We start from the raw sequence: 19,258 nt of genomic DNA on the forward strand, positions 1-19,258 counted from the left end.
ATATCGCGCCAATCATTTTAAGCACAGTACAAAATACAAATCGCTATAACAACTTCCTACGCTAGTACTAACTAGTTCAGGTACAAAGGGTTACAAAATTTGCATTTTGCTCTCAGCCAACGGCACCCCTGTTGTAAACGCGATTTATCGTAAAGTAATTTTTTGGAGGTGTCTACTGCTAGATTTTGTTCTTAACATAATCGGCTAAGCCTAAATGTTTGCCCAAAAGGGCTCATCGCACCCTGCGCGTAAATCGAAGCAATGCGCTCGGCATCAGTCGAAGTGGGTAAGCTCAGGAAAATAACACTTCATAGAGGCTTCGACTTACACTCAGCCAGTGCTCATACAATCAAAATGAGTCGAAATATTGTCATCACCACATAATCTTACCTAGAAGTGCGGAAATAGCATTTGGAAATATGCATGGGTGAGCGTTTGACCGACAAAAGGATACAATACTCCAGCAATTGCGATGGAGGGACCAAAAGGGATTAGCGAAGCTCCTTGTCGCTTTATTAAGCTTATGACAATAGCAAACACAATGCCGATTACCGCACTGGTGAATATTAAAAATAATAGACTAGGTGCGCCAAACCAGGCGCCAAGTGCTGCCATTAACTTAAAGTCACCATAGCCCATCCCTTCTTTCTTGGTAATCAGCTTAAACAACCAGAATACTATCCACAATATGCCATAACCAAGAACAGCACCTAATATTGCCTGTATTGGCGAGCTAAAAATAAATGCGCAATTTATTAATAGCCCAAGCCATAACAAAGGTAAGGTTAGATTATCAGGCAACATAAAATGTTTAAGATCAATCATCGTTAATGGGATTAAAAAGAAATACATCAAGCATAACAACAAAGCTGCAGGTGTGACTCCAAAATAATACAGCGTGAGAAGCACTAAAAGACCGCTAATTAATTCAACACTTGGATAAAGTAAAGATATTTTACTGTGGCAAAAGCTGCATTTGCCACGTAAAAAGATAAAGCTTAAAAGGGGGATATTATGCCATGGTTTTAATGGGTGATGGCACACCGGACAAGCTGACTGGCGATGGATATTCTCGGATGAACTCTCATCTATATCAGGTTGCGAGATATCGAGCATATCATAAGCTTGATCTTTATATTGTTTATCTAAGATTTTAGGTAAGCGTGTGATGACCACATTTAAAAAACTGCCAACACAGACAGCAACAATGGTTGCCGCAATGATAATAATAGCTGCTATCTCGTTTAAAAATTCCATAAACACATTCAAAAAACTAATTTCTTATGAGTATATACTGATTAAAAAAAGCGAAAACAAAAACTTTGGTAATTGATGCTTAACCGAGCATCAATATTACGATATACCACTCGTGAATCATTTTGCGTTGTTTAATGTCAAAGAAGTTTTTGATGATTTTGAGTCATTGGATTGCAGGCAATAGCAAGGACTATTAGCAATATCAAATGGCTCAAAAGAACAAGAAATTCAATGGCAGAAAGACTGTAAAATGGTTTGCGGGTGGTATATACTTGCCGGTGTTTTCGTTTTTGTGTCGATCAGAACATGAAAATTTTGTTAAACAAACCATAAAGTTAAATAGTGAGAAAGATATGAATTTACATGAATATCAAGCAAAACAGCTTTTTGCTGAATACGGCTTACCGGTATCAAAAGGTTATGCTGTTGAAAGCGTTGAAGAAGCGTTGGTTGCTGTTGATAAAATTGGTGGTGACATGTGGGTTGTTAAGGCTCAGGTTCACGCAGGCGGTCGCGGTAAAGCGGGTGGCGTGAAGCTAGTTTCTAACAAGGAAGATGTTGCTAATTTTGTGAAAAACATGATGGGTACACGTCTTGTTACTTTCCAAACCGATGAAAACGGTCAGCCAGTTAGCAAAATCCTTATCGAAAGCTGCACTGATATTGCCAAAGAATTATATCTAAGCGCGGTTGTTGATCGTAGCACGCGTCGTATTATCTTTATGGCATCAACTGAAGGTGGTGTTGAAATTGAAGAAGTTGCAGAAAAAACACCTGAGAAAATCTTCAAAGAAATTATTGATCCTGTCGTCGGCGCACAACCTTATCAAGCACGTAAAATTGCGTTTAAGCTTGGCTTAGAAGGTAATCAAATCAAGCAATTCACTAAGATTTTCTTAGGTCTTGCCAAGATGTTTCAAGAAAGAGATCTTGAACTTTTAGAAATCAATCCTTTGGTGATCACCAAAGAAGGCAACCTTCATTGTTTAGATGCTAAAGTAGCTGTTGATGGCAATGCATTATATCGCCAACCACAATTAGCTGAATGGCGTGACTTATCGCAAGAAGATGAGCGTGAAGCACGTGCGGCTGAGTGGGAACTTAATTATGTTGCTTTAGATGGTGATATAGGGTGCATGGTTAACGGCGCTGGTCTTGCAATGGCAACAATGGACATCGTTAAACTTCACGGCGGACGTCCTGCAAACTTCCTAGATGTAGGCGGTGGGGCTACAAAAGAACGCGTATCAGAAGCATTCAAAATCATTCTATCTGATGCGGCAGTTAAAGGTGTATTTGTTAACATATTCGGTGGCATCGTGCGTTGTGACATGATTGCTGAAGGTATTATGGCAGCAGTTGAAGAAGTTGGCGTCAAAGTGCCAGTGGTTGTGCGTCTTGCCGGTACAAATGCTGAATTAGGTGCCAAAAAATTAAAAGAAAGCGGTTTAAATATTATTGCTGCTAATGGTTTCACAGATGGTGCGAAGAAAATCATCGAAGCAGTTAAAGAGGTATCTCACGTATGAGCGTTTTAGTTAATAAGAATACAAAAGTTATCTGCCAAGGTTTTACTGGTAAGCAAGGGACTTTTCATTCAGAGCAAGCAATTGCTTATGGTACAAAAATGGTTGGCGGCGTCACACCAGGCAAAGGCGGTACAACGCACTTAGGCTTGCCCGTATTCAACACAGTTCAAGAAGCCGTTGATGCAGTACAACCTGATGCAACAGTGATCTACGTACCAGCGCCTTTTTGTAAAGACTCAATCATTGAAGCGGCTGATGCTGGCATCAAATTGATCGTATGTATTACGGAAGGCATTCCTGTTATGGATATGCTTGAAGCTAAAGTTTATGTTGAGCGCTCAGGTTCACGTTTGATCGGTCCAAACTGCCCAGGCGTTATTACGCCAGGTGAGTGCAAAATTGGTATTATGCCAGGCAGCATCCATATGCCAGGCAAAGTTGGTATCGTATCACGCTCTGGTACATTAACATACGAAGCAGTTAACCAAACAACTGCTTTAGGCTTTGGTCAATCAACATGTATCGGTATCGGTGGCGATCCAATCCCTGGCACTAACTTTATCGATGCTCTAGAGATGTTCCAAAACGATCCACAAACTGAAGCAATCATCATGGTTGGTGAGATCGGTGGTTCAGCTGAGGAAGAAGCTGCTGAATACATAAAAAACAACGTTACTAAACCAGTTGTATCATACATCGCGGGTGTAACAGCACCTGCTGGTAAGCGCATGGGTCACGCAGGCGCTATCATCTCTGGCGGTAAAGGTACAGCTGCTGAGAAATTTGCAGCACTTGAAGCTGCAGGTGTCGCTGTTAGCAAATCACCTGCTGAACTAGGCAAAGTCCTACAAGAAGTTACTGGTTGGGCGACTCCTGCTTAATCCTCTGTTTTTACCAAGCGCATATTAAAATGCGCTGACTAACTTTTTATAGCTAATCGCTATATCTTATCTTGAGAGTTATGATGGTGGAATAGGTATTTTTGATCTACCTAAGATCATGATTGCATTATTAATTATTTGTATTATTTGCCATCGCATTGCAGTACAATCGAGCCTACCTCGTGAATCCATCTCAAACAGTTTTAAGAACATTGAACTCGAACAGCGTAAGCTTAGAACAGTGGAACAGCATTAAACAATTTGCACTGACTACACTAGGCATTTCTGATATTTCAGCCACTGACTGCCTACTTGATCAGTATATCCCTAAATATCAAGAGTGGCTTGAGCAAGGTTATCATGCTGATCTTAATTACATGATCAAACATGGTAGTAAACGCTATACACCACATGAGCTTGTTGCAGGCACTAAAAGTGTTATTGTGGTGCGGTTAAACTACTTACCTCAAGCTTATTGCTTCAAAGGCATTCGCCAGATACTAACAACACCAAGTGAAAATGCCGCTATTTCTGTTTATGCACATGGTCGTGATTATCACAAAGTATTACGTCAGAAACTAAGTAAACTAAGTGATTTTATTCAAGATATTTTCCCAGAGCATAGTGCTCGCGTTTTCACTGATAGCGCCCCTGTGTTAGAAAAACCATTAGCTGAAAAAGCGGGTCTTGGCTGGATAGGTAAAAACAGCAATCTCCTGCATCCAGTCGAGGGCTCATTTTTCTTTATCGGATGCATCTATTCTAGCCTTGATTTTAGTGCGTTTGCACCATCGCCTATAGCAGATCAATGTGGTAAATGCCAAGCTTGTATTAAAGCATGCCCTACCAATGCTATAGTTAACAACAAAGTCATTGATGCCAATAAATGCATCTCTTATTTGACGATTGAAAATAAAGGTGTGATTCCAATGCAATATCGTCAAGCAATTGGTAATCGCATCTATGGTTGTGATGATTGTCAGCTGGTATGCCCGATTAATAAGGAAGCACCTGTAACCGCTGAGTCGGATTTTCGCGCACGCGCGCACTTAAGCCAACAAAGTTTGATAAATTTAGCACAATGGTCAGAACAAGAGTTTTTGAAAAAAACAGAAGGCTCTGCTATTCGTCGAATTGGTTATCAGGCTTGGCTTAGAAATATCTATATCGCCCTTGGTAATGCACCTTTTTCCAAAGAGATTGTTACACTACTTGAAAAAGCCAAACTAACACATATCAACAATGCTTTGCTCTTAGATCATATCAACTGGGGAATTGAGCAACAGATGGCAAAAATTTAGGTGGGTTTCAGGATATCCATATCCTATTAAAGTTCATCCGTGCGGGGGGGGCTATCCATTTCTACCTTCATCCGTTAAGGTCGCCATCCGTTGCATGAGTGACATTATGGACAAAACAATTATCAAAATATGTAGGATTTTAACTAAATCTTTGTGAGAAATTTGCCATTTTCATAAATTTAGCTTATATTTTAATCAAAACACCACATAGTGATCACTTTTCACCACCTTCAACCAAGCTGTTTTGTAGAGTTTCTTATTATTTTGCTTTATTTCCACTTAATACATATCACTATAATCTATAACCTTGACTTATTTTTTACCTTTGTAATCCCCCATAAATATGCCAAAATAAGCCACCTATCTCGATTAATTGGATGACACCACTTATGTTTTTCAATAAAAAAACAGATCAAAATGAATTAAAAAAAATTGCTGCAACTGCCGCAATTGAATATATCAAACCGGGAATGACCGTTGGTGTTGGTACAGGCTCAACGGTTAATTTCTTTATTGATGAGCTTGCTAAAATTAAATCCAAAGTTGAGCTGACTGTCTCAAGTTCTGAGGAAAGCACTAAACGCCTGAAGGCACATGGCTTTGAAGTCGTTGATTTAAACTATCCTAATAAAGTTGATATTTATATTGATGGCGCTGATGAGGCCAATAAACACCGTGAGTTAATCAAAGGTGGCGGAGCTGCATTAACCCGCGAGAAAATTTGCCGTGTTGCTAGCGACAAGTTCATCTGTATTATTGATCAAACTAAGCTAGTGCCTCAACTAGGACGCTTTCCATTACCAGTTGAAGTCATCCCCATGGCAAGAAGCTATGTTGCCAAAGAGTTAATGAAGCTAGGCGGTCAACCAATCTATCGCGAAGGAGTGATTACTGATAATGGCAACATTATCATTGATATTCATAACTTGATGATCGATAACCCATTGAAGCTTGAACAGCAAATTAACCAAATCACCGGTGTGGTTTGCAATGGATTGTTTGCAGTTAACCCTGCGGATACATTGCTTATAGCCAATGATAAAGGTCAAATCGATATTATTGGATAAAATTAACCATGGTCGGGACGGCGGGATTTGAACCCACGACCTTTAGCACCCCATGCTAACGCGCTACCAAGCTGCGCTACGCCCCGAGGTCAAATCTCACAATAATGAAACATTTTGAAGTAATGACAAAGCGCTCCTAGAAGCGCTCTTAATGAAATAAATTATCCAGCAATTTGAACGTTTACTGCTTGTGGACCACGGCGGCCATCTTCAATATCAAATGAAACGCGTTGATCATTAGCTAATGATTGTAAACCATTTAATGCAGTTACATGAACGAAAAGATCAGAACCACCATTGTCTGGCTTGATAAAACCAAAGCCTTTTGTTTCATTAAAAAATTTTACGGCACCTGTTTGTTGCGACATATCCTATACTCTCTTACTATTATATTTAAATTAAACTTTACTGACTCCATGTACTCTTATGCGCTTAGTGGGTATATGCAGCATGATAAAATCACTCACATATAAGAACAAAAATCACTCAAAGACCAAAAAGTCGCACTCAGTATAGCAAGACTGTATAAAAAACAAATCATTTTATCTGCGCAACGCTAACTATTTTATTTTGACAGCGATCGATGATAAGGATCATGCGATAAAAACAGCAAGCCACTGCCCTGTGAATAGTCAATAAACAGCTCATCTTTAAGCGCATGATTGCGAATGCCCAGCTCCTCACCAAAGCGTAATGTATATTTATCTAAATCAAAGGCGAATCCTTGTAGTGTTAAATCAACAAGCTCAAACAGTGGCACAATTGAAATCATCTTACCCTTGGCATTGGTTATGTGCATTTTTTGATGCATCAACTGAGACACACCAAAACGATCAATCACTTGATATTTGAGTTGATGCTGATGCTTAAACAAGGTTGATATATTGCCAAGGTAATGATCCATTTCCTTACCGCCAAACCCGAATAAAAATAACTCACGATATCCGTGTTGTCGTAAATGGCTTAACGCTTTCTCAAAATCAGTAGAATATTGATCATCATCTTGCTGATAGGGGATATTTAAGCGCTTGGCATGATCAATTGAATCACCATCACCAATAATCATCTGTACTTTATTAACCAGACTTTTGACATCTTGAATCTGATTAAATGCACCATCAGCACAATAAATAGGCAAGTCATCTGAATGCTTACTGATATACGACTCACAAAATTTAATATCTATCTCACCATTAATTAATAAAATTGCCGCTTTTGCCAATATTTCCTCTTTATAGAACATGAGTTTCATTAGAGCGCATTGTATTACATGCTATAACATATTTGTTATTAAGTTTTTACCATTTTGATCGCTTATTATTTTCAATATATACCACCAGTTGATATACTCTACAATTAAATGAGAGTATATCATTTAACAACTGACCGTATGAACAATGCTATGACACAAGAATTCAATGGCTTTTTACATCACCTAAAATTTGAGCGCAATTACTCTGATCTTACCATCGATGCCTATCAGCGTGACTTACATGGGTTTGATGTCTTTTTGCAAAGCAAAGATAAAGCACTTGCTGAAAGTACATCACAAGAGATAAAGCTCTGGCTTAAAACATTACATAGCCAAGGCATTAGCCCCAAATCCATTCAACGTAAATTAAGTGCTGTTAAATCTTTTTTCCGCTATTTGTTAAGCAATGAAATAATCACAGAAGCCCCTTCTTATGCGATCAAAGCGCCCAAAGCAGCTAAAAAACTTCCCAAAACCCTCGATGTTGATCAAATGCAGCAAGTTCTAGATTATCAAAGCGATGATGATTTAGAGCTGCGTGATCTTGCCATGCTTGAGGTTATCTACAGTAGCGGACTGCGCCTTAGTGAATTAGCTCAATTACGTTTTGAACAAATCGATTTCTCACAACAAACCATTCGCGTATTTGGCAAAGGCAGTAAAGAACGTATCGTACCAATTGGTAATAAAGCGATTATCGCCATCAATAAATGGTTACACATACGTCAAGGTTTAAATTGCACCCATGACTATCTTTTTACCACCTTAAAAGGCATACCAATTCAAGCGCGCAGCATTCAAAAGCGGTTTGAAAAGTTTGCACTTGAGCACGCACCAAAGCATATTCATCCGCATATGCTAAGGCACGCCTTTGCTAGCCACTTGCTTGAGTCCTCAAGAGATCTTGTCGCTGTGCAGAATTTATTAGGTCATAGCGATATTTCAACCACTCAAATTTATACACATCTTGATTTTCAACAATTAGCGAGCGTGTATGACCAAACCCACCCACGCGCTAAGCGTAAAAAATAAGACTTACGATATATGCAATCCATAAACTATCTCACATCTCATAACACGACAGTCTCACCCGATGTAGAGATGCTTAAATCTATCTCTATCAATAGATTACACACCATCCCTGAGCAGTCATTTTATCTAGAGTATGAAGATAATGCTCTAACACTAAAGCATAGCGATTCAGTATTAACGCTTTGCGTAGACTTCAATAGTCATGATATTCAAAATCGCATCAAACCCAATGCCGCAAAACTTGATTTGATTAAAGCAATTGAGGGTAAAAACAAAGACAAGCTACACATTCTAGATATGACTGCAGGTCTTGGGCAGGATAGCTTCTCTCTTGCCGCACGCGGGCATAGCATCAATGCCATTGAGCAAAATCCTTATGTATTTTTGTTGCTTCAAGATGGCTTGCAGCGCGCTCAAAATAATATGCATATATCAGAAATTTCGCATCGAATTAGTCTTTATTTTGCTAACTCAACTCACTTTAATCATGCGCATCAAGTAGATAAATATGATGTAATTTATCTGGATCCAATGTTTCCTGAGCGTACTAAAAGTGCCAAGGTCAAAAAGAATATGCAATTATTGCATGATTTGGTAGGCATTGATGAACAAAGTAATAAGCTTCTTTTCCAACAAGCTAAGGCATTAAGCCCTAAAAAGATAGTCGTTAAACGCCCGCGCTTAGGCGATTTTATTGACAATCAAAAACCTACCAATCAAGTGATTGGTAAAAGTAGTCGATTTGATGTCTATGCTTGCTAACTATGTTGATAATGTCATTTTTTGATATGGAGCCATAACATTTTGACAAGTACAATATAGCTCCTTTAGCATAGGTAATCGGAGACTAAAAGGAGGATAACATGAATTATTTAACTAAACATTTAAACGATATTAATGAAGGATATTTTCAACATGCTAAAGAAGCGCTCTATTGCGGTGGGTTGATGATTGCAGCCGGTATATTTTGTACGATACATGCAATATTGCCTTTTTTGTTTGAAAAAACGGCAAGCAATATTCTAAACAAACTACAGCAACGCTTCAAAAAGCGTCTGAACTCAACGTGCGACTAACTCAATTAAACAAGCGCCTTACCCGCATTTGATACATGAATATAATAAAGATGCTTTTCATATTGCGTTAAGATATCGGCAATCACCTGCTCTTCGGTATAGCCCATAATGTCATATTGCTGACCACCATGCTCTAAAAATACTTCAGCACGATAATAGTGTTTATCTTGCTCATCTATATTTTTTTCATTACCACCATCATCCTCAGCGTAGCTTGGTAAAGAAAAAGCGCGAATATGTACACTATAAACAAAATCAATATCATCTGATTTTGGAATCAATAAACGCACTTTATCCTCATCCATTATAATTTGAACTTCTAACTCCTTTCTAATACGTATCCCGACTTTTTCAATCGCAGGTTGCACTACTTGTTTTAAAAACGTTAATGCTTGTGCGCGATTGGGTAGCATCAACAGACCATCTAAACGTTGTTGCCAACTTGCATTTGCCGATGTGTACTGTATTGCCGTTGAATGTGTTTGAATACTTGATAGGCGCAAATAGTCCTCACGCAATGCTTTAACTAATGCAATACACATGAAAAACAATACAATTAGAAATGGAAAAGCACTCGCAATAGTCGCTGTTTGCAGTGCCGCTAATCCTCCTGAATAAAGCAAAGATATTGCTAAAAAGCCTTCTAGCAATGACCAAAAGATGCGTTGCCATACAATCGATTTTTTGGCATTTGCCGTAGCAATAATATCAATCACCAGTGAGCCTGAATCTGCTGAAGTCACAAAAAAGGTTACCAATAAAATCAAAGCAAGTATTGAAGTAATTGAAGATAATGGAAAGTGCTGCAAGAATTCAAATAATGCCACCGGAATATTATGCTGCACGGCTTGTACCAATGCCATTGACTGATCATGCAATACCAAATTAATCGCTGAATTACCAAAAACACTTAGCCAAAGAAAGGTAAAACCGGTTGGAATAAATAAGACACCAACCAAAAACTCACGAATGGTACGCCCTTTTGATACTTTAGCGATAAACATTCCAACAAACGGCGACCATGCTATCCACCACCCCCAGTAGAACAATGTCCAGCCACTTAGCCACCCTTGTTTATTCTCATAAGCATAGAGATTAAAGGTTTTATTAACAATACTACTTAAGTAACTTCCTGTGTTTTGCACAAACGCTTGCAATAACGATGTAAAGCCGCCCAAGCACAGCACAAACAATAATAAAAGTATCGCTATGATAATGTTGAAGTTACTTAATAGTTTAATACCCTTTTCTAGCCCCAATGCCACTGAAGCTGTTGCAATGAGTGTGATGATAATGATCAAAATGGTTTGTATTGACACATTGACAGGGACATTAAATAAAAAGTGCAATCCGGCATTGACTTGTGTTGCTCCTAACCCCAATGATGTAGCAATACCAAACATCGTACCTAGGATTGCAAACACGTCAACAACATGCCCTATCACACCATAAATCCTTTTGCCAATAAGCGGGTAGAGCACCGAACGTGGCAGCAATGGTAACTTATGACGATACGAAAAATATGCCAAAGCTAAACCAACAATTGCATACACTGACCACGCCTGCAACCCCCAATGAAAGAAAGTCACATTCATTGCATCTTTTGCTGCAAGAATACTACTGTTTGTGCTAACATCTGGCGGTGACAAATAATGTTGCAATGGTTCAGCAACACTAAAGAACATCAAACCAATTCCCATACCTGCAGCAAATAACATTGCAAACCAAGAAATATTGCTATGCTCAGGCAAACTGTGATCTGGACCTAATTTGATATCCCCCAGACGACTCACCATCAAGAATATACATAAACAGACAAAGATTGCCATACCTAGAATATAAAGCCATCCAGTTTGTAACGTTAACCAACTTTGGATATTTGCAAAAAATAATTTAGCATGCTCCGGCCATAGCACGCCAATCAATGCAAACAATACAATCAAAATTATCGATGGGTAAAATACGGGTGCATAGGCGCCTTTTTGCCTACTCATAAACTCCTCCTCTGTTATCAATCCTTTTTTACCCTAACACATTTAACTCAAGCTTTCAAAAAAGCTTCAAAGACAAACTCCCACCATTGCCTCACCTTTGATGGAAAGGGTCATGTAATGAATCAAGAATAAGTTGCATCAGTTAGTACCTCTCCCCTTGCGGGATCGCTCGTGCAGCTTAAGCTGCACGGGTGAGGGGAGTAATTGAAGCTCAACTTATTTTTGAATTATTACCATGCAACTTATAAGCATCTAAGCAATAGTTTATTGGTAATATTTGCATAACTATTTATTGTGATCACATCTGCTTAGAACATGATTCAAGACCCATAAAGGTCCTATCAGTAAAAACTGTAAATCTTTAAAAAAAGATGGCTTTTTGCCCTCAAGTTTGTGTCCTATAAACTGAAAAATCCAACTAATAATAAATATGACAAGGCTCACCCAAAAAAGATGTGGTATTTGATAAAGAATAATGATCATAATCAGTGTAATCAACAGCATATATAGACTAAGACCCAATGATAATCGCGCGTAGAAAATCAGGCTAACAACCACTAAAAGCCACATAAGCCAAGGAGATATACTCAATAAAACGCCCATTAAGCTAAACATAATAAGTGGCACAAAGATGTAGTGAATCATCTTATTGGTTTTATTTTGATGGCTTTGAGCATATTCATCAAGCCATTGATCAAGTGTTTTCATTGTCAGATTCCTATAGACACCTATGAATGTCTATAGTCTAACGTAAGTTATATTTTTTAAATAGTCATATCACAAACCATATTGTCTCACTTGCGCATGGAACAATAATGCTCAAATTTTGTCATAGACATGGTAAATCAGAAAAATAACTGCCGCACCAAATACAAATGGTCCAATAACAATCGCTGGCAACAATAGGTTCTTAAGTAATTTCATGGCTTCTCCCGTTTTTATTCTTTTTTGGCTCTTTTTTAAAGTTTTCATCAATCAATAAAACATCGCTAGCATAACGTTAATTTGCCATAAAATTAATGCTCATATTGCACACACAACATATTAGTATATCCAAGCATTGATTATCAATGTGCTGATTTTATAGCCTTTTATTAAATTTCAGCTATAGTTATTGCTATCTAAAGCCACAACAAAGCTATAAAAATATCAAATGGATATTGGTGATGAGACAAGCAAAAATATGGTTAAACAATAAATTCAATATCAAAAACTCCAGATCATCCTACTGGCACCGTATTCATGTAACACTTGTTAGCTTGATGCTTGTTATTATTGGTAACTCCATCTTTGGTATTTTGCATTTTACAACTGAAAAAGAAATCTATGGTGGTGTGTATAGCTATTGTGCGGTACTTTCTTATTGCATACCGCTTGTTTTATTAATATATCGCCGTTACTATCTGGCAAAGTTCACGCTTGGTGCACTATTTATTATCAACACCTTTGTTTTTACTTACTTTTTGTATCAGCCTGAGCTCTTAAACTACCTTTTCTTCATGGCAGTCCCGCCCTTTAGCAACATGATTTTTGCGGTTAATCAACATAAAACCAAATGGTTTCTATCGCTAACTTCAGTTGCTTTGATGATTTTTTGTGTGGCGTATCCTAACCATAACTATTTGATTGAACTGCCATTGAGTGATCAAAAGACAACAAATGTATTTATTTTAATAACCATTACTATTGTAATTGCTACAACTATATCGGTTATTTTGTCTGATCTGGAATATAGTGAGAAACAACTCGAGATTATGGCGACCACTGATAAGCTAACGAATCTACTTAATCGCAGTGCTTTTCATGACCGTGTCAGTGACTTCAAGCATCATACTCGCGAAGGAACACCTTACAGTATAATGTTTATTGATATTGATAAATTCAAAAGAATTAATGACCAACATGGGCATGCCATGGGCGACAAGGTTCTTCAGAATGTGGCAAGTATATTAAAGCAGCACACACGAAAAGATGATATCGTATCGCGCTTTGGTGGTGATGAGTATGTGATTCTATTACCAAATACTACAATGCCACAAGCCCAAGAAATTGGGCAACGGCTTAATACAAAAGTACGCCAAGACATCCCCAAAATCGGCTCAATTCAAGTCACGATCAGTATTGGTGTTGCCACTAACCTATATCATCCACTGGAATCAAATAACTTTGAAACCACCTTAAACAAAGCAGATGAAGCCCTTTATCAAGTGAAAGCGGCAGGGCGCAATGGTATGGTTTGTTTACAAGTGTGCAAGACACCCTGAAAACTAACAATCATTGCAGAGACCTGCAGCCCTAGCTACGTTACCTTGCATGCCAAAACATGACAATGGACAACTTTTTAGCAATGTGGATCCAGTTATAGCTCCCACATTAATAGCGTATGCACCCTGAGAAACAGAACCCAGAGCTAACATCGTCAATACAGATAACATGGAACCGACTAAATTTAATTTTTTCATTTTATTTCCTTACGTTTATTTAACAGTTTAATTATAGAAACCATCAGTCAAATCTAGCAAAGCACTGATTACGCCTGTATGGTGATTATTTTCCCTTCTTTTTCTACACTATTAGCATTTATGCTATTCAACTTTTGCTCTAAAAGGTCGATGTGCTTTAACACATCTGCTGAGCGCTTATCTCTTAATCGTGGGATATTTAATACATGCTCATAGGCGATTTTACCTGGATGGTTATCAAAGATAATAACACGATCTGCCATCATCACCGCTTCTTCCACACTATGCGTGACCAATACCATTGATTTCGTTGGGATTTGTTTATTAAGCCATAAGTTTAATATATCCGTACGTAGCGTATTTGCCGTGGTAATATCAAGGGATGAAAACGGCTCATCTAAGAATAAAATCTCCGGCTCAACCATTAGTGCACGCGCAAAACCTACACGCTGTTTCATGCCACCAGACAGCTCATTAACATATGCTTTTTCAAAACCTTGTAATGAGGTCTTTTGAATAAGTTCATGCGCTTTGGGTTCACTTATTTTACGTGAAATACCCAATGCATCACTGCCAAATAGAATATTGTCAACCACATTCAACCATGGCAGTAATGCAAAGTTTTGAAACACCATGCTCATATTATCAAGCGGCTTAGTCACCGGCTTATCTTTATAAAGCACAGAGCCATAGCTTGGATGCAAAAGCCCCGCAGCAATGCGTAAAAAGCTTGATTTACCAGCACCCGATTTACCTAAAATAGCAACGATTTCATTGTCATGTAATTTGAAGTTAATACGATCTAACACTTTAAGTGGTACGACTGGCATGGTCAGTATCTAGCGGGTGGAATCCCCGCCACGACCTTGGGAATAGGAACGTGTAGACGAAGGCAAGGGTGTCTGAAGAAACTCTTTGTTGTTGCCTCAAAGAGGACAAACAGTAACAAGGAGCCAATGAAGAATCTGAAGGAAGCCCTAGTCAAAACTGTGATCTAAGCTCGGTGCGAACCTGCGGTAGGCAGGCATGATGGGTAAGGTAGCCACGATTACCGAAGCCACATAATTCCCCGTAACGTCATGTCTGTATAACAGGTAGATTACAGTGATTGAGAGACTGATCTTACCCAGTGACGAGCCGTTGGCATGGGTCGCTGAAACTACGTCAGCTTAAGCCCTACGCTTTGCAGCAATGCAACGCCTATGTGCCAAGGGTTTGCAGATGAAGCCGTAGTAGTCTTAAAACGCTAAGCCTATGATAATCATGGTGACATGGTTTAGGGTAAAACTTAGCGTCAGCCATATGGACATGGAGGCGAAGGGCGGAACATGTTAATAATGATCAACGTATCATTACAATCCATGCGTAACTGATTCGCTGGAATTCCATAGAGTATCATCCAGAGCTTAAACGTATTTATGCCGCTTAAACGATGATACGCAAATCATGACCTACGTATGCAAGGAGAAGAGAAATGACACAATGCTCATTGCCATTAGGCACGCAAAGTCTCTTTGACCAAGTTTGCTACCCAAATACGCTTATTGATGCGTTTCTCGAAGTCCGTAAGAACAAAGGCTCTCACGGCTCAGACAACATAACGATACAGCAATTTGAGAACAATCTTGAAAAAGAGCTACGCCAACTAATAGATGAACTACAAAGTTGGACGTATAAACCAAAACCTGTCAGACGAGTTGAAATACCTAAACCTGACAACAAAGGGGTGCGCATTCTGGGCGTACCTTGCGTCAGGGATAGAGTCGTGCAAACGGCTATTAAAATGGTCTTGGAACCAGAACTTGACCCGAGTTTCTCATTCTATAGCTTCGGCTTTAGACCAGGGAAATCTCAACAACAAGCCGTGGAATCAGCCAGACAACAAGTTGCTCAAGGTAAAGAATTTGTCGTAGATATAGACTTATCTAAATTCTTCGACAGAATCAACCATGACCGTCTTATTGCAAAACTATCCCATGTGATTGACGATAAACGCATACTGCGCCTAATCGGCATGACATTAAGATCAGGTGCAATGAAAGGCAATACTTTTATTCCGACTGAAACTGGTACAACTCAAGGTAGTCCTCTTAGCCCATTATTAAGCAACTTCGTCCTAGACGAGCTTGATAAAGAGCTAGAAAATCGAGGCTTATCTTTCGCCCGCTTCGCTGACGACTGTAACATATTTTTACACTCCAGAAAAGCGGCTGAACGCGTTATGAAGTCAATTTCTGCATTTATCGAGAAAAGACTCAAATTAGTCATCAATCACGATAAAAGCCAAGTTGCCAAAGCCAACAAGGTAAAGTTCTTGGGGCTGACTATTATTAAAGACACCATTGCCATATCAAAACAAGCAATGGCTAAAGCCCTACACAAAGTTAAAGAACTGACACCGCGTGGCACCAACAAAACCATAGAGGAAACAATACAGGAATACAATCAATGGTTCATTGGTTGGGTTGGGTACTTCGGCATGACATACTATCCTGCTCAAATCGCCAAAATCGAAGCTCGATTCAGGCGCAGAATGAGATCACGGATAGTCGGTCAACAAAAACGCCGACGACATCTATGCTCAACACTCATTAAACGCGGCGTAAAGCCTAAAACTGCTGCTAAGGCAGCATATTCCAACAATAAAAGATGGAAACTCTCTGTCCAAAAGGCTGTCGAGATAGCATTCCCCAACAAATGGTTTATCCAACGGGGCATGGTTACTAAATCAAACGACAACCGAGAACATTGGTTTAGCTTAGCATACTGGTATGTTTAACATGAGGAGCCGTGTACGGATCCGTACGCACGGTTCTGTGGGCAGTCGGGGCTAATCCGCCCCACTGACCCGATACTGTTTTTTGTCTTTTTCAAAATAAAGTTCGATATTTTGGCATTCGATAAGTACATTGTTTTTCATTTTCAAATCCTCTTTTCACGCTTCTTCACCAAGATCATCACCCGTTCTGTCATTTGCGTTTTGATGATAAGGTTGGCAAAGAAACGATGGTCAACCTATGTTATATTTTTTAAGTTTTAAATTATGACTATGACCATATTCCTGCCCACTTTGATTGTGTAAGCGTTGGCTGAGCGTAAGTCGAAGCCTTTATGAAGTATGATTTTCCAAAGCTTACCCACTTCGACTGATGCTCAGTGCATCGCTTCGACTTACGCTCAGGGTACGGTGAACACTTGTGGGTGAACATTTGGTCTTAGCCTAAATTTTATATTTTGTTTCTGCAAGCTTATACAAAGGCTTCCAGATAAAGATGACACACAGCGCAACAAGCACACACATTGCACTGACCGCTAATGCTGCCTCAGCCACTTGATTATTACTTGTTGTTTGCGATACAAGCTCACCAATACCACTTATTGAAATTGTTTTACCACCCCAAGTGATCAGCTCAGCAGCAATCGCTGAATTCCACGCACCACCTGCAGCACTGATAATCCCGCAAACGATATAAGGAAAAACCGCAGGAATCGCAAACTTAAACCACCATTTAGGGCCCTTTAAGTGGAAGCTACGTGACATCTCAATTAAATCCGATGGCAAGGCTGAAGCCCCAGCAATCACATTAAACAATACATACCAAGAAGTACCGGTCATAATCAATGGAGTCGCCCAAATGCTTAAACTACCACCGCCAAACATCAATAAAATCGCCACGATTGGGAAGAAGATCGGTTGCGGAATAGCTGCCAGTACCTGTATGATTGGTTGCAACATTTTGGTGCGCTTTGGTGAGATCCCGATCCAAATACCAAGAGGAGTACAAATCACGATACTTAAACCCATGGCAATCGCCACACGATACGTCGTCTCCCACATCAGTGGTAACAGGTAAGTCATATTGCCATTAGGGAAAAATTTCCATAATGAAACACCTGCCCAAATAGCTAAGCTAACAATACACAGATACCAAATCACTGTTGATAAGTGTCGAATGGCTGGCGTGAGGGATAATTGCGGAAACGATAGTTTTCTGGCAATAACTGTTGGCGAATTAATAAAGTAAAAACTCACTGTTTTAATGCCTTTAGCAATCGCGTTAAAGCACGTTGATTTAGTACACAGATCATGCATCCATGAGCTATGCGCGCCACTGACATTTATCTGTTCATATTTAAACTTCTTTGACCATTTAACTAATGGACGAAACACCAACTGATCAAAAGCAACAATCGTCAAAATAATCGCAATCAGTGCATATATGATTGCTAATGCGTTGGCGTGATCAAGTGCACTACTAATATACGCACCAACACCCGGTAGCATCACATCTTTATCTCCCACCGGAATCGCCTCAGTTGCGACAAGTGCAAACCATGCCGCAGATTGTGACACCATTACATTCCACAAAAGCCCCGGCACTGAATATGGCATTTCAATCTTCCAAAAACGCTGCCATGCATTTAGCTTATAAACATGTGATGCATCAATAACCTCATCTGGCACAATGCGAATCGTCTGATAAACGATTAATGCCATATTCCATGCTTGCGATGTAAACACGCCAAAAATTGCTGCCGCTTCAAGCCCCATCACTGAACGTGGAAACAAAAACAAAAAGAATGCCGTGGTAAACGTTAAGAAACCCAATAAAGGTACTGATTCCATAAAGTTAATAATCGGCAACAAAATACGTGCAACATGTCTGTTCTTAGCACAGGCATAACCGGCAATCAAGGCAAAAGCAAACGACCATACCATCCCAATGAGTAAACGCATCACCGTACGTAATGTATAATAAGGCAAGTGACTTGGATCTAGTGATATTGCAGCAACAGATGATTCATTGATAAAGCTTTGATGCATGCCAATCCACGCATAATACATCAGCCCAAGGCTTGTAATAACCAGCATGACAAAAACAATATCATGCAAGAAATAACTTCTTTTTCTGTGGTGATTTTTTAATGTTATTGTATTCATAAATTACATCTCAATATATTGATAAAATAGTTCATAGTCACCCTTAGCCACCTGCGTGGGCTGAGCGTAAGTCGAAGCCCTTATAACTTGACATTATGAGTTTTTATTCCTAGCACACCCTTCGACTTCGCTCAGGGTACGGCGGATAGTTGAAGCAAATACTCAACCATACTAACAATGTACATTTCTTTTATTTTTAATATTTCAAAAACAAAATTAAGACAGCTCTGAAAAGGCCAAAAAAGGCATAAACAAAGCTATTTTTATTGCTAAATATTTCAATAATAACTCAGCAACAACCAACATAAATATACTACACAACCTATATGAAGCATATTATGCTGATTCTTTGAGTTACTTTGGTTATTGCACCATTGGAGTTATAACTATTTGATGAATACTTTCTATTTGGCATTTATCATAACTAACGAAAAATAAACTGGGTTACAATTACCCCTCACCCGT

16 protein-coding genes, 1 tRNA gene and 1 riboswitch are annotated in these 19,258 nt (G+C 39.1%); of the genes, 9 read left to right on the top strand and 8 right to left on the bottom strand.

Annotated features, from left to right (window positions below):
- Nucleotides 1-36 precede the first annotated feature (36 nt).
- A riboswitch (TPP riboswitch) is annotated at nt 37-140 on the bottom strand.
- Nucleotides 141-390: 250 nt separating this feature from the next.
- A complete protein-coding gene (locus tag ACZ5V8_RS11225) occupies nt 391-1,257 on the bottom strand; it encodes a prepilin peptidase (protein ID WP_464217836.1) in 867 nt (288 codons plus the stop codon).
- Nucleotides 1,258-1,610: 353 nt separating this feature from the next.
- On the opposite strand from ACZ5V8_RS11225, the gene sucC reads away from it, so the two are divergent.
- The 4 genes from sucC to rpiA all read left to right on the top strand — a co-directional run bounded on the left by sucC (nt 1,611) and on the right by rpiA (nt 6,035).
- Nucleotides 1,611-2,786, top strand: coding sequence for an ADP-forming succinate--CoA ligase subunit beta (sucC, locus tag ACZ5V8_RS11230; protein WP_117003708.1), 1,176 nt, complete (start codon nt 1,611-1,613; stop codon nt 2,784-2,786).
- Nucleotides 2,783-3,667, top strand: coding sequence for a succinate--CoA ligase subunit alpha (gene sucD, locus ACZ5V8_RS11235; RefSeq protein ID WP_440615938.1), 885 nt, complete (start codon nt 2,783-2,785; stop codon nt 3,665-3,667). The genes sucC and sucD overlap by 4 nt, the downstream gene beginning before the upstream one ends.
- 212 nt (nt 3,668-3,879) lie before the next feature.
- Entirely contained in the window at nt 3,880-4,968 is a 1,089-nt protein-coding gene (gene queG / locus ACZ5V8_RS11240; protein ID WP_464217837.1) for a tRNA epoxyqueuosine(34) reductase QueG, read from the top strand.
- 389 nt (nt 4,969-5,357) lie between these two features.
- On the top strand, nt 5,358-6,035 hold the full coding sequence (rpiA, locus tag ACZ5V8_RS11245; protein WP_464217838.1) for a ribose-5-phosphate isomerase RpiA: 678 nt from the start codon (nt 5,358-5,360) through the stop codon (nt 6,033-6,035).
- Between the two features lie 9 nt (nt 6,036-6,044).
- Here rpiA and ACZ5V8_RS11250 read toward each other — a convergent pair.
- The 3 genes from ACZ5V8_RS11250 to ACZ5V8_RS11260 form a co-directional block, all read right to left on the bottom strand.
- Nucleotides 6,045-6,121: transfer RNA gene (locus tag ACZ5V8_RS11250), tRNA-Pro, on the bottom strand.
- Between the two features lie 75 nt (nt 6,122-6,196).
- Complete coding sequence (locus tag ACZ5V8_RS11255; RefSeq protein ID WP_117003029.1) at nt 6,197-6,403, bottom strand: cold-shock protein; 207 nt, start codon at nt 6,401-6,403, stop codon at nt 6,197-6,199.
- A gap of 197 nt (nt 6,404-6,600) precedes the next feature.
- Entirely contained in the window at nt 6,601-7,278 is a 678-nt protein-coding gene (locus ACZ5V8_RS11260) for a thiamine diphosphokinase (RefSeq protein ID WP_464217839.1), read from the bottom strand.
- Nucleotides 7,279-7,437: 159 nt separating this feature from the next.
- Between ACZ5V8_RS11260 and xerC the strand changes: the two genes are divergently transcribed.
- The 3 genes from xerC to ACZ5V8_RS11275 all read left to right on the top strand — a co-directional run bounded on the left by xerC (nt 7,438) and on the right by ACZ5V8_RS11275 (nt 9,395).
- Nucleotides 7,438-8,319 carry a tyrosine recombinase XerC gene (gene xerC, locus ACZ5V8_RS11265; RefSeq protein ID WP_464217840.1) on the top strand — a complete coding sequence of 294 codons (882 nt, stop codon included), beginning with the start codon at nt 7,438-7,440 and terminating at the stop codon, nt 8,317-8,319.
- Between the two features lie 12 nt (nt 8,320-8,331).
- Nucleotides 8,332-9,081 (top strand): class I SAM-dependent methyltransferase, encoded by a 750-nt coding sequence (locus ACZ5V8_RS11270; RefSeq protein ID WP_464217841.1) that lies wholly within the window; start codon nt 8,332-8,334, stop codon nt 9,079-9,081.
- 101 nt (nt 9,082-9,182) lie between these two features.
- Entirely contained in the window at nt 9,183-9,395 is a 213-nt protein-coding gene (locus ACZ5V8_RS11275) for a DUF6356 family protein (protein WP_464217842.1), read from the top strand.
- Nucleotides 9,396-9,400: 5 nt separating this feature from the next.
- Here the strand turns inward: ACZ5V8_RS11275 and ACZ5V8_RS11280 are convergent, their stop codons facing one another.
- On the bottom strand, nt 9,401-11,389 hold the full coding sequence (locus ACZ5V8_RS11280; protein WP_464217843.1) for a BCCT family transporter: 1,989 nt from the start codon (nt 11,387-11,389) through the stop codon (nt 9,401-9,403).
- A gap of 285 nt (nt 11,390-11,674) precedes the next feature.
- Complete coding sequence (locus tag ACZ5V8_RS11285) at nt 11,675-12,097, bottom strand: Mpo1 family 2-hydroxy fatty acid dioxygenase (protein WP_440615953.1); 423 nt, start codon at nt 12,095-12,097, stop codon at nt 11,675-11,677.
- 458 nt (nt 12,098-12,555) lie between these two features.
- On the opposite strand from ACZ5V8_RS11285, the gene ACZ5V8_RS11290 reads away from it, so the two are divergent.
- Nucleotides 12,556-13,653 (top strand): GGDEF domain-containing protein, encoded by a 1,098-nt coding sequence (locus ACZ5V8_RS11290; RefSeq protein ID WP_464217844.1) that lies wholly within the window; start codon nt 12,556-12,558, stop codon nt 13,651-13,653.
- A 266-nt stretch (nt 13,654-13,919) separates the two neighbouring features.
- On the opposite strand, the gene ACZ5V8_RS11295 is transcribed toward ACZ5V8_RS11290, so the two are convergent.
- Entirely contained in the window at nt 13,920-14,681 is a 762-nt protein-coding gene (locus ACZ5V8_RS11295) for an ABC transporter ATP-binding protein (RefSeq protein ID WP_464217845.1), read from the bottom strand.
- 644 nt (nt 14,682-15,325) lie between these two features.
- Between ACZ5V8_RS11295 and ltrA the strand changes: the two genes are divergently transcribed.
- Nucleotides 15,326-16,630, top strand: a complete 1,305-nt coding sequence (gene ltrA, locus ACZ5V8_RS11300; RefSeq protein ID WP_464217846.1) for a group II intron reverse transcriptase/maturase — start codon at nt 15,326-15,328, stop codon at nt 16,628-16,630.
- A gap of 441 nt (nt 16,631-17,071) precedes the next feature.
- Here the strand turns inward: ltrA and ACZ5V8_RS11305 are convergent, their stop codons facing one another.
- Nucleotides 17,072-18,793 carry an ABC transporter permease subunit gene (locus ACZ5V8_RS11305; RefSeq protein WP_464217847.1) on the bottom strand — a complete coding sequence of 574 codons (1,722 nt, stop codon included), beginning with the start codon at nt 18,791-18,793 and terminating at the stop codon, nt 17,072-17,074.
- Nucleotides 18,794-19,258 lie beyond the last annotated feature (465 nt).

Source organism: Cysteiniphilum sp. GTC20157 (genome assembly GCF_055396795.1).